Annotated in this window: 10 protein-coding genes; 6 read left to right on the top strand and 4 right to left on the bottom strand. The window is 63.3% G+C overall.

Annotated features, from left to right (window positions below; translation table 11 throughout):
* Positions 1 to 5: 5 nt before the first annotated feature.
* Together VSR72_RS26135 and VSR72_RS26130 are read right to left on the bottom strand one after the other, a co-directional pair.
* Positions 6 to 1,484, bottom strand: a complete 1,479-nt coding sequence (locus VSR72_RS26135) for a sodium:solute symporter (RefSeq protein WP_342955247.1) — start codon at positions 1,482 to 1,484, stop codon at positions 6 to 8.
* Positions 1,481 to 1,699 (bottom strand): DUF3311 domain-containing protein, encoded by a 219-nt coding sequence (locus VSR72_RS26130; protein ID WP_342955246.1) that lies wholly within the window; start codon positions 1,697 to 1,699, stop codon positions 1,481 to 1,483. The genes VSR72_RS26135 and VSR72_RS26130 overlap by 4 nt, the downstream gene beginning before the upstream one ends.
* 185 nt (positions 1,700 to 1,884) lie before the next feature.
* Between VSR72_RS26130 and VSR72_RS26125 the strand changes: the two genes are divergently transcribed.
* The 6 genes from VSR72_RS26125 (at position 1,885) to VSR72_RS26100 (ending at position 8,457) form a co-directional block, all read left to right on the top strand.
* A complete protein-coding gene (locus VSR72_RS26125; RefSeq protein WP_342955245.1) occupies positions 1,885 to 2,775 on the top strand; it encodes a LysR family transcriptional regulator in 891 nt (296 codons plus the stop codon).
* A 182-nt stretch (positions 2,776 to 2,957) separates the two neighbouring features.
* Complete coding sequence (locus tag VSR72_RS26120; RefSeq protein ID WP_342955244.1) at positions 2,958 to 4,034, top strand: PAS domain-containing protein; 1,077 nt, start codon at positions 2,958 to 2,960, stop codon at positions 4,032 to 4,034.
* Positions 4,031 to 4,678, top strand: a complete 648-nt coding sequence (locus VSR72_RS26115; RefSeq protein WP_342955243.1) for a response regulator transcription factor — start codon at positions 4,031 to 4,033, stop codon at positions 4,676 to 4,678. Before VSR72_RS26120 ends, VSR72_RS26115 begins: the two co-directional genes overlap by 4 nt.
* A 192-nt stretch (positions 4,679 to 4,870) precedes the next feature.
* Positions 4,871 to 6,142 (top strand): amidohydrolase family protein, encoded by a 1,272-nt coding sequence (locus tag VSR72_RS26110; RefSeq protein WP_342955242.1) that lies wholly within the window; start codon positions 4,871 to 4,873, stop codon positions 6,140 to 6,142.
* A 27-nt stretch (positions 6,143 to 6,169) separates the two neighbouring features.
* Positions 6,170 to 6,706, top strand: coding sequence for a DUF1097 domain-containing protein (locus tag VSR72_RS26105; protein ID WP_342955241.1), 537 nt, complete (start codon positions 6,170 to 6,172; stop codon positions 6,704 to 6,706).
* 47 nt (positions 6,707 to 6,753) lie between these two features.
* Entirely contained in the window at positions 6,754 to 8,457 is a 1,704-nt protein-coding gene (locus VSR72_RS26100; protein ID WP_342955240.1) for a gamma-glutamyltransferase family protein, read from the top strand.
* A gap of 101 nt (positions 8,458 to 8,558) precedes the next feature.
* Here VSR72_RS26100 and VSR72_RS26095 read toward each other — a convergent pair whose 3' ends face one another.
* Positions 8,559 to 9,761 (bottom strand): porin, encoded by a 1,203-nt coding sequence (locus tag VSR72_RS26095; protein ID WP_342955239.1) that lies wholly within the window; start codon positions 9,759 to 9,761, stop codon positions 8,559 to 8,561.
* 119 nt (positions 9,762 to 9,880) lie between these two features.
* Entirely contained in the window at positions 9,881 to 11,632 is a 1,752-nt protein-coding gene (araD, locus tag VSR72_RS26090; RefSeq protein ID WP_342955238.1) for an L-arabinonate dehydratase, read from the bottom strand.
* Positions 11,633 to 11,661 lie beyond the last annotated feature (29 nt).

Genomic DNA, 11,661 nt, shown 5'->3' with positions numbered 1-11,661 from the left:
GAGTGTCATGCCGATTCTATGGAGCCAGGAATACGGTTGCCGAGCGTGCGTTGTATCGCGCTGATCGCGACGAAGACCGCGGCGTTGGCGGCCAGCGCAACGAGGCCGGTATTGATCGATGTGAAAGCGACGCTCGCATGCGGGAAGATCGAGGCGAACGTCACGCCGCCCCAGTTCGTCAACGCAAGGACGATTCCCCCTGCGAAGATGCCACCAAACGCCGCTTCGCGCGTGCCGAACGGCCGCTTGAGAAAGCTCGAAGCGAGCATCGGCACCAGTTGCGTCAGGAGGCTCGACGCGAAGATCGCGAGCGCCACGAACGTCGCACCGCCACGCAGCACGAAGTACACGACCACGAGCGTGAAGACGGGCAGCGTGATACGGGCGACGCGCGCCACTTGCTTGTCGCTTGCGTGCGGCGCGAAGCCTTCGCGATAGATGTTGCGTGCAATCGTCGTCGACGCGTTGAGCATGATCAGCGAGCCCGGCACCAGCGCGGTGAGCAGCCCCGCCCCGCCGACGATGCCGACGAACCACGCAGGGAACGTCTGCTTGACGAGGCGAAGCAGCGCGAGATCGGTTTGCGCACCCTCGAGTCCGTGCACGGTCAGCACAGCCGCGAAACCGACGAGAAACAGAAACGCAATGAGCACCTGATAAAGCGGCATCAGCACCGTGTTCTTGCGCAGCGCGGACGCATCGCGCGCCACATAGATCGCGGTGAAGCCGTGGGGATACAGGTAATAGCCAAGCGAAGTCAGCAGCAACGTGGAGTTGTACCAGCTCAGGTTGAGACCATGTTCAGGCATCCGAAGCAGTTCGGGATGCACGGCATCGATGCGCGCGAACATCTCGCCAAAGCCGCCGAAATAATGGAGCGGCAGGTACGTACCGAGAAACACGGCGAGCACGAGGATCAGCACGTCCTTGAAGATCGCAATGCTCGCCGATCCATGAATGCCGGAAACGGACATGTAGACGACCATCAACAGCGCACTGATCCAGATCGCCGTGTTCTGCGGAATCTGACCATACGACATTTCGGAGACGATGATGCCGAGCCCCCGCAACTGGATGATCAACAGCGACACCATCGCGAAGACAGCCACCAGCGAGACGAGCACGCCGACTGCGCGGCTCTCGTACTTCGCAGCGAAATAGTCCGCGAACGAAACGAGATTGCGCTCCTTCGCGTAGCGCCAGATGGCGGGCAGCATCCAGTAGCCGATCATATAGGCCAGGCACCCGTACGAAAGGATATAGAAAGCCGGTACGCCCTTGCTGTACGTCCAGCCGCTCGCGCCGAGAAAGGTGAAGGTCGAAAACGCCTCCCCCGCCATCAGCAAAAAGGTGAGCAGCGCGCCGAAGCCGCGCCCTCCTACGGCCCATTGTTCGAGACTCAGCTTTTTGCCGCGACGCGCATTCAGACCTACTGCGAGCGCGAAGATCGCAAACATGACGATGATGATCAGGGCCGCGTTCACTTTTCGCCTCCGCTGCGCGCGCCTGCGTGCGCCGCTTCATCGCGCGCATCAAGGCAATAGATGATCGCGAGAATGGCTGCCGTCGCCGCCATCCAGAACAGATTCCACACGAGCAGAAACGGCAAGCCGAACAGGAACGTCGTGCTGGCGGCAAGCGAGCCGCCGGAATAAATACCGATGAATGGCAACGCGGCCAGCAAATAACGAAGTTTCATGTGTCTCCTGCCTGTCTCGTCTGAACTTATGACGCAGCGGGCGACATTGGCCCGTTATGCGGTTGCCTCGAGGCATCGCTGGATGGTATCGATTCGGCCAGACATTCAAAAGTTAAATGTTCTACTGCGATGTAGTGCAAAATCGAATACCTCATCGGGCATTCGGCATCCACCTTCGAGACACCATGGGTTCAATCAAACGCAACGCCAAAGCACGCACACCGCTGTTCGATCTGGACCTGCTGAAAGCCATCGTCATGGTCGCCGACTCCGGCACCTTCACCGCGGCTTCCGCGCGGCTTCATTCCACACAGTCCACCGTGAGCCAGAAAGTCCGGCGCCTCGAGGAAATGGCAGGACATAAACTGCTCGAACGAGGGAGCCGCGATGTGACGCCGACCGACGCGGGCGAGACGCTGCTCGCCTACGCGCGGCGCATGCTCGCACTCAATGACGAAATGATCGAAGCGCTCTCTGGTGCGACGGTGGGATTGACGGTGCGCCTTGGCGTGCCGGAAGACTTCGTCGGCGGCGCGACGACCCACGCACTCGCCGCATTCAACCGCAAGCATCCGCAGGTGAAGCTCGAAGTGACGAGCGGCTTGAGCCGCGACCTCGCGAGCAGCTACGATCGCGGCGACCTCGATCTCATCCTCGTCAAGCAGCGGCGCAACAGCCGCGAGGTCATTGCGTGCTGGCCTGAGCAGTTGCGATGGATCGACAGCGCGAGAAGCCCCTCGCTCCAGCTCGACCCGGTTCCTCTCGTCGCCTTTCCGCCGCGCGGCCTCTACCGCGACGACATGACCAACGCCATCGAAGGAATGGGACGCCGCTGGCGGATCAGCTTCATTAGTTCGAGCCTGAGCGGAATCCAGGCGGCGGTTGCCGATGGTCTTGGGGTGAGTCTGCTGCCCGCGCGCGCGGTAACGGCCGACCATGCCGTGCTGACGCCGAAAACCGGCCTGCCGTCCATCGAAACGATGGATATCGCCTTGCTGCATCGTCCCACCGCCGACGCGGTCGTCAAGGAACTTGCGCGTGCGTTGTGCCGTATGCTCGGGCCGCAGCGTCAGTGAGCGAAGTCACGTCGCTGAGGCAAGCGTGTGCATGCGCGAAGTCTCATACGCAAAAATCATGAATCGGTTCAGTGCAGGAATATGCGGGAAAACTAGAGGCGCGCGTGCCTGCCGCTGTGTATATATTGAGGCCCACCGGGTGTACGCGCCGCAAAGCGTGCACGTGCTGACGAGGAGACACGGTGGAGACCTACGGCGAATTGCATCGGGCCATTCTGAGCAATATTCCCGACCAGGCATGGCTCAAGGACACCGAGTCCCGTTACGTTCTCGTCAACGAAGCGTTCATTGGCGCGTGCGGCCGCGCGGAGCATGAAATCATCGGTAGCACGCCTGAACAGGTCTGGCCGCCTGACTGGGGCAAAGTTTATATGTCCACCGATCGCGCCGTGCTGCAAAGCGGCGTGCGGCGACGCTACGAGGAGACGCGCAGCGGAGCAGACGGTACACCACGCTGGTTCGACACGGTCAAGATGCCGATCCGCGACGCCAACGGGAGCATCATCGGCACGGTCGGCATTTCGCGCGACATCACCGACCTCAAGCGCTCGGAGATGGAATTGTCCGATTCGCGCTCGCAACTGCGCAAGCTGTTGGCCTATCTGCAATCCATACGCGAAGCCGAACGAACCCGCATCTCGCGCGAACTGCACGACGAACTCGGCCAATTGCTGAGCGGTCTGCGGCTCGGCCTGAATTACCTGGAAACGCAGGCGGGTGACCCAGAGTCCGCTCAGGCCGCCCATGTGCACATGCTCAAGGAACTGGTCGACGCCACCATGGATGCGGTGCACCGCATCGCCTCCGATCTTCGCCCAGCAGTGCTCGACGAGCTTGGACTACACGCCGCGCTCGAATGGCTCACAGAATCCTTCGTTCAACGAAATAGCCTGCCGTGCGAGCTCCACGTGGAGATGTCCGGGACGCAGGCAAACGGCCTCGACACCGAGCGCAGCACGGCGATCTTCCGCATCGTCCAGGAGGCGCTCACGAATGCCGCCCGGCATGCTCGCGCTCTGCGGGTCGTCGTGGAAGTCGACATGCGCGGTGATGACTGCCTGCTCGCGATCACCGACGACGGTTGCGGCATGGACACCTCGCGCGCCGCGAACGGCACAAGCCTTGGCCTGCTCGGCATGCGCGAACGCGCGCTCATGCTCGGCGGGCAACTCAGCGTGCGGAGCCGGCCCGGCCACGGCACGACAGTGTCCGCCCGCATCCCCTTGCACGGCGTAGCGATGGCGGACGCGCTGCGATGATTCGGCTCATGATCGCCGACGACCACGCGATCATTCGCGACGGCCTGAAAAAGATCCTCTCGACCACCCAGGACATGCACGTCGTAGTCGAGGCATGCGACGGCGCTGCCGTGATCGAAGGACTGCGCAGCACGCCCGTCGACGTGTTGCTGCTCGACATGTCGATGCCGGGCAGGAGCGGCATTGCACTGATCCAGCAGATCAAGTCCAGCCATCCATCCCTGCCCGTGCTGGTCCTGAGCATGTACCGTGAATCGCAGTACGCCGTGCAGGCGATCCGGTCTGGCGCGGCGGGCTATCTCACCAAGAACGCCGAATCTGGGGAGTTGATGGACGCGATCCGCAGGGTTGCGCGTGGTGGCAGCGTCGTTTCCCCTCTCGTGGCCGAGAAGCTCGTCAAGCAGTTGCACCAGCCCGCGAGTTCGTTTCCGCATACACGCCTCACGGCGCGCGAGTTCCAGATCTTCCAGATGCTCGTGGAAGGCAACGGCATCAACGAAATCGCGCAGTGCCTTTCGCTGTCGAACAAGACAGTCAGCACCCACAAGGCCAATATCCTCACGAAAATGGACATTCCGTCCACGGCCGGACTCGTCCACTACGCGATTCAACACGGCCTGATCGTCGCCCACACCAGCGCTTGACCGTCCCACAGTTTGTGCGTTGCATCTCGGGAAAATCCTGGACGAAATCCAGCCGATCCCGATGGTTGGCACGCACCGCCAACCTTAATCTTTTCCTGACCGCACGACGCTCCGGGCCGCCAGCGCCGGGAGCCACGTCAGGACGTGCGCCACGACCGTATTCCCATGGCCATTCCGTAAGGAGACCACACCATGCACGTGGACCTGCTGATCAACAACGTGTGCGTGCGCGACGACGATCCGCTCGTCGACATCGCCATTCGCGACGGCCGCATCGCGGCGCTGGAGCCGGCAATCGACGCTTCGGCCGACGAGATCATCGACGCCGGCGGCCGGGCCGCCATCCCTGGCATGATCGAGGCGCATCTGCATCTGGACAAGGCGCTGCTGCATCGCCGGCTGCCCGCGCGCTTCGGCACGCTCGACGAGGCGATCCGCGTGACGGGCATTCTCAAGAGCAAGCAGGAGCGCGAAGACGTGCTGGCACGCTCGCGGCAGGTCCTGGACATGGCAGTCAAGAATGGAACCGTCGCCGTGCGCGCGCACCCCGACGTCGACCTGATCCAGGGATTGATCGGCGTGGAAACACTGCTCGCGTTGAAGTCCGAATACGAAAACCTGCTCGACCTGCAGATCGTGGCCTTTCCGCAAGAAGGCATCCTGAAGTCCCAGGGCACCCGCGAGCTGATGATCGAAGCGTTGCAGATGGGCGCGGACGTCGTTGGTGGTTGCCCATACAACGAACTGAACTGGGACGATACCCGGCGGCATGTCGACATCGTTTTCGAACTGGCCCAGCGCTTCGGCCTGCCCGTCGACATGCATGCCGACTTCGCCGACGACACGAGCGACGCACGCTTCGCGGCAATTTCGTATATCGCGCGAAAGACCATCGAGACGGGCTACCAGGGACGCGTGACGCTAGGCCATGTCACGAGCCTCGGCGCACTCGACGCCGAAGCGCTCGCGCCCGTCATCGACCAGATTCGCGAGGCCGGGATCAGTATCGTTACCTTGCCCGCCACCGATCTCTATCTGGGCGGACGCAAGGACGATGGAAACCCGCGTCGCGGCCTCACGCCGGTCAAGGCACTGCACAACGCCGGGGTGAACGTCGCCTATTCCTCGAACAACGTGCGCAATGCGTTCACGCCGTTTGGCACTGCCGACATGCTGCAGATCGGCAACCTGCTTGCGCACGTCGCGCAGTTCGGCGTGCCGGAGCACCAGCACGCGATCCTCGACATGGGCACGCACAACGCCGCGCGAGCGATCGGCATCGGGCATGAATACGGGCTCGCGGTTGGCAAGCTGGCCGATATCGTCATCCTCGATACGTTCAAGGTGGCCGACGCGTTACTCGACATTCCGCCACGCCTGTGGGTCGTGAAACGCGGACGCATCACCGTGGTGACGCGCCACCACTGCGAGATTCACCGGCATGCCTGTTGTTGCGCGCAATGAAGTCCACCAGAATTCAAGGAGACGATCATGAAAAAACTGCCTGCTGAAATAGTCGCGTCGTTGCTCGCCGTCACCACCATCCCCATCGCGATGGGCCCATTGCATCTGCCGCCGTGGGCCATCTTCATCAGCTGGGCCGCGACGTTTGCCATGGGCGGTCCCACCGCGCAGAACCTCAAGCGCATCTGGCCGACGTTGCCAGTCGGTTCGTGCTTTGCGTTTCTGGTCGTGCTGGGCTTCGAACAGGTTTCGAGGCAGTTTAGCGGCAACTCTCTGGTCATCGCGCAGATGCTCGTCCTCTTCACGCTCAATGGCACCATGATGGCGCTCGCCAGATTGTTCGTCATGCTGAACTTCATTCCGGGCATGTTCTTCGGTTTCGCCACGTATTTCGGCACCCTGTTCGGCGGCTTCGGCCCGGTGGCGCACGACCCTGTCATGGCGCTGGGCGCCGCCATCGCGATGAATGCGCTCGGACCGGCTTATGCATGGGTGAAAGAACATTGCTCCGCACCGGAGGCGACTGCCCATCGCTGGTGGAAAGGCTGGAAGGCGGAAGTGTAAGAACCTGCGCATGCCGCGGCCGACACGACAGACACAATGAGGATGACATGGCGTTCATGACAGCAGCGCAACTGGCCGACGACGAGACGGCGCGCGACTTCGAGGCGGATACTTCGGTGCTTGCCGGCATCGCCGCGCGCCCGGTCGTCGCAGAAGCCCCAGGCGCACTCCGGGCGACGCGGTCCGCGCAATCCACACGCGGCATGGTCACGAGCCCCCACGACCTCGCAAGCGAAGCGGGCCTCGAAGTCCTGCGCTCAGGCGGCAATGCGATCGAGGCCGCAATCGCGATCGGCGCGGTATTGAGCGTGACATACCCGCACTTCACGGGGCTCGGCGGTGACGCCTTCATGGTCATCAGCGACCGCGACGGCAATGTCCGCACGCTCTCGGGCATTGGACAGGCGGCAGCGGCCGTGCCGCAGTATGCGGGCGAAATTCCCGTGCGCGGACCAGGCGCCACGCTCACGACGGCCGCGACCGTGGCGGTCTGGGACAAGGCCTACGCGCTCAGCCGTTCAGCGTGGGGCGGCAAGCAAGGTTGGTCGTCCCTGTTCTCGCGCGCCATAGCCTATGCGGCCGAGGGCTTTCCCGTCACGCCATCGCAGCAGTTCTGGCAGGAACTGCGCGCAGGCGAAATGGGCAAGTGGGATGGCTTCGCAGAGATATTCATGCCGGCGGGGCGTATTCCGCAGGCCGGCGAGCGATTCCTCCAGCCTGCCCTCGCCCGGACTCTGGAGCGCATCGCTTCACAAGGAGGCCGCGAGTTTTACGAGGGAGAACTGGCCGCGCGCATCGCCACTGGCCTGAAGCAGGTGGGTTCGCCTCTCACGGCAGTCGATCTGGCGCGCACGCAGGCCCGCGAGGAAGCGCCGTTGCGCGTGGCGTACCGCGACGGAGAGCTCCTCGGCTTGCGCCCGCCAACCCAGGGCGTGACCACGCTCGAGATCATGGGCATACTCGATCGCTTCGATCTTGCGGCGATTCCGGAAGGCAGTGCCGACTACTATCACGTTCTGGTCGAAGCGGTGAAGCTTGCGTTTCTGGACCGCAACCGCTACGTGGCCGATCCCGACTTTGTCGACGTGCCCGTCGAGCGTCTGCTCTCGGCCGGCAACCTCGACGCGCACGCCCGGCGCATATGCATGGATCGCGCCATGCCCTGGCCGCACCGGTTCAAGACGGGCGACACCGTGTATATCGCCGTTGCGGACGGTAATGGCAACTGCGTGAGCATGCTGCAGACGGTGTACTTCGATTGGGGCAGCGGTGTCGTGCTGGGCGACACCGGCGTGTTGTGGCACAACCGCGGGGCGTCGTTCAGCCTCGACGCGCGCAGTCCGAATGCGTTGCGCGGCGGGAAGCGGCCGTTTCACACGCTCAATCCCGGCATGTACCTCAAGCAAGGCCGACCGCATCTGCTCTATGGAACGCAAGGCGCCGACGGACAGCCGCAAACCCTCGCAGCCGTCCTCACCCGCCTGATCGACTATGAAATGGATCCCCTGAGTGCGCTTGGCCGCCCGCGTTTCCTGCTCGGCAAGACCTTCTCGGATAGTCGGGACAGCCTGAAACTCGAGAGCGATGCTGGCGCAACTGTCTTCGGCGAGTTGGCCGCGCGTGGGCATCAATTGAGCCCGCTTCCTGCGCAAAGTCAGTTGGCCGGACATCCCGGCGCCATTCGCGTGGATCGTGAGGGGTTCACCGGCGCGCACGATCCGCGCAGCGACGGGCGGGCGCTGGGCTTGTAGCGCAAAAAAACGGCGGTGCCGGGTATCTACCCGGCTCCGCCGAACATACTGCCTTTGGAACGTGAAGACTTTAAAGCAGACTTCGATCCGTACCTGGACGCTTAGAAGCGGTGAACGATACCAACCGCGCCCGCCACCTGGCTGCGCGACGAGGACGGCGCACCGTTCTGGCCGTCGCCGATGTCGGCCGTGGCGTTGATGATGTTGCCTGCACCGTTCGTGCCAAGCGTCTGGCCGCCTGCGCGCTGGTACGCCTCGACGAAGTAGATACCCGTGCGCTTCGACAGCGTGTAGTACTGCGAGAGGTTGTACTGAGCGTACGAAGCCGAGCTCTGGATGCCGTTAGCCTTGGTCGCGCGCGTGTACGAGAAACCGGCCGCGAGATCGAGCACGGTGATCGGCTTATAGTGCAGCACGACGCCGCCCGTGTTCCAGATCTGCGTGTCGTGGAAGGACGAAGCCGTACCCGGAATGTACTGGACGTTCGAGTAGGCCACCGAAATGTCCCACTGCGAGCTGAACTGGTAGCCAGCCGTCACAGCCAGGCGCTGCTGCGACTGCGTCGTCTGGAAGCCGTTGGTGAGGCCCGACACGCCCGGCTCGCCATTGCTGTAAGCCGTCGAGTTCGAGCTCCATGCGCCGCCGTTAGGCTGCGCGTTGTGCAGGCGCTCGAAGCCCACTGCGATGCCCGCGGGGCCGTGCAGATACTGCGCCGCAAGGCTCCACGTCTGGCCTGCGCCGGTGCTGCCCGCCACGCCGCCCAGTGCATACATGCCGCTCACGGTCAGGCCCGCGATGTTCGGCGACGTATAGACCAGTGCATTGTTGATTCGATAGATCGTGTCCAGCGAGTCGATGTCGCCCGGGTGCGCGCCGTATGCGCCGGTCAGCCACGTGGTCGGGCTGTACGGCGAGAGCAGCGTGTAGTACGGAGCGTACTGGCGGCCGGCCGTCAGCGTGCCGTAGTTGGCGTTCGCGACGCCCACGTAGGCCTGGCGGCTGAACATCAGGTTCGTCGTTTGTTGTGCGCCGGTTGCCGAGTTAAAGCCTTCTTCGAGCTGGAAGATCGCGCGCGTGCCGCCGCCCAGGTCTTCGCTGCCCTTGAAGCCAAAGCGCGAACCAGCCCAGATGCCGTTCGCCATCTTGACGAGCGAACGGCCGCCGGAGGTGGCGCCGAGTTTCGGCGCGGCACTGCTCTGGTAACCAATACCGGTATCGACGATACCGTACAGCGTGACGCTGCTTTGGGCGTGTGCGCCCAGCGCGGCGAGTCCAAGCGCGGAAGCGAGGATAGTTTTTTTCATCAGTCGTCCTATCTTTAGTCGTTGTGGTTTGATACTCGTTAAAACCCTGATTGCTACATTGCCTCCTGTCCGGCAGGGAGCGCATCACCCCTGAAGCGCTCCTGGCCGTTTGTGTCTCCTTAGTGAATCTCGGGCTCGCCGCCCGCGCTGGCGCAGGCACCGCCCACGCCGTCACGCTGCATGAAATCGAACTCGCAGCCATTGTTGGCCTGCATCACGTGCATCTGGTACATCGCGCCGTAGCCACGCGTGAAGCGCGGTTCCGGTGCGACCCATTCGGCCTTGCGGCGCGCCATTTCCTCGTCGGAAATCAGCACGTTCAGGCGGCGCTCCGGCACGTTCATCTCGATCAGGTCGCCGTCCTTGACCAGGGCGAGCGGACCGCCGATGAACGACTCCGGCGCCACGTGCAGCACGCACGCACCATAGCTCGTTCCGCTCATGCGAGCGTCGGAAATACGCAACATGTCGCGCACGCCCTTCTGCAGAATCTTTTGCGGAATCGGCAGCTGGCCCCACTCGGGCATGCCCGGCGCGCCAACAGGACCCGCGTGCTGCAGCACGATCACGCTGTTTTCGTCGCAGTCGAGGTCTTCGCTGTCGATGCGCGCGGCCATGTCGTTGTAGTCCTTGAACACGACGGCCTTGCCCGTATGCACGTGCAGGTGCTTTTCCGCTGCGCCCGGCTTGATCACGGCGCCGTCCGGCGCGAGGTTGCCGCGCAGCACGGCAAGGCCGGTATCCGGCATGAGCGGCTTCGCGCGGCGATAGATGACCTCTTCGCTGTAGATTTCCGCGTCGGCAATGTTCTCGCCGAGCGTCTTGCCGTTCACGGTCATCTGCGTGCCGTCGATCAGGTCGCCCAGTTCCTTGAGCATCGCGCGCAGGCCGCCAGCGTAATAGAAGTCCTCCATGAGGTACTTGCCGGTCGGGCGGATGTTCGCGAGCACCGGCGTGCGGCGTGCGATTTCGTCGTACTGCGCGAGCGAGAGATCGACACCCGCGCGGCGCGCGAGCGCGATCATGTGGACGATCGCGTTGGTCGAGCCCGAAAGCGCGAGACACGTGGTCACGGCGTTATCGACTGCCTTGCGCGTGATGATGTCCGAAGGCTTGAGGTCTTCCCACACCATCTCGACGATGCGCATGCCCGTCTTCGCCGACATCTGCGCATGGCGCGAGTCCGGCGCGGGAATCGAGGCGAAGCCCGGCAGCGTGAAGCCGAGCGCTTCAGCAGCGCTCGTCATCGTCGATGCCGTGCCCATCGTCATGCAGTGGCCCGGCGAGCGTGCGATGCCGCCTTCCACGCCCTTCCAGTCTTCGTCGGTGATCTTGCCCGCGCGCAGGTCGGCCCAGTACTTCCAGGTGTCCGAGCCGGAGCCGAGCGTCACGCCGTTCCAGTTGCCGTTGAGCATCGGGCCCGCGGGCAGGAAGATCGTCGGCAGATCCATCGAGATCGCGCCCATCAGCAGCGCGGGCGTGGTCTTGTCGCAGCCGCCCATCAGCACGACGCCGTCGGCCGGATACGAGCGGATCGTCTCTTCCGCTTCCATCGCGAGGAAGTTGCGGTAGAGCATTGTGGTGGGCTTCTGGAACGGCTCGGAGAGCGTTTGCACCGGCAGCTCGATCGGAAAACCGCCCGCTTGCCAGATGCCGCGCTTGACCTCTTCCACACGCTGCTTGAAGTGCGTATGGCAAGGGTTCATCTCGCTCCACGTATTGAGGATGGCGATCACCGGCTTGCCCGCGTATTCTTCGCGGCTGTAGCCCATCTGCGCGGAGCGCGAGCGATGGCCGAACGACCGCAGGTCGTTCACGCCATACCAGCGGTGGCTGCGCAGTTCATCGGGGGTCTTTCGCTTCTTGCTCATCTTGCGTTGCTCCAGGTGTTTCCAGTAAA

Source organism: Paraburkholderia sp. JHI869 (assembly GCF_038900775.1).
Taxonomy (GTDB): Bacteria; Pseudomonadota; Gammaproteobacteria; order Burkholderiales; family Burkholderiaceae; genus Paraburkholderia.
Note: the sequence above shows the minus strand (reverse complement) of the source record. Positions and strands in the feature narration are given on the sequence as shown.

Bases quoted from the DNA above. Each gene is read 5' to 3' on its own strand.
- VSR72_RS26130 (WP_342955246.1), bottom strand. From the start codon at position 1,699: ATGAAACTTCGTTATTTGCTGGCCGCGTTGCCATTCATCGGTATTTAT.
- VSR72_RS26125 (WP_342955245.1), top strand. From the start codon at position 1,885: ATGGGTTCAATCAAACGCAACGCCAAAGCACGCACACCGCTGTTCGAT.
- VSR72_RS26115 (WP_342955243.1), top strand. From the start codon at position 4,031: ATGATTCGGCTCATGATCGCCGACGACCACGCGATCATTCGCGACGGC.
- VSR72_RS26110 (WP_342955242.1), top strand. From the start codon at position 4,871: ATGCACGTGGACCTGCTGATCAACAACGTGTGCGTGCGCGACGACGAT.
- VSR72_RS26105 (WP_342955241.1), top strand. From the start codon at position 6,170: ATGAAAAAACTGCCTGCTGAAATAGTCGCGTCGTTGCTCGCCGTCACC.
- VSR72_RS26100 (WP_342955240.1), top strand. From the start codon at position 6,754: ATGGCGTTCATGACAGCAGCGCAACTGGCCGACGACGAGACGGCGCGC.
- VSR72_RS26095 (WP_342955239.1), bottom strand. From the start codon at position 9,761: ATGAAAAAAACTATCCTCGCTTCCGCGCTTGGACTCGCCGCGCTGGGC.
- araD (WP_342955238.1), bottom strand. From the start codon at position 11,632: ATGAGCAAGAAGCGAAAGACCCCCGATGAACTGCGCAGCCACCGCTGG.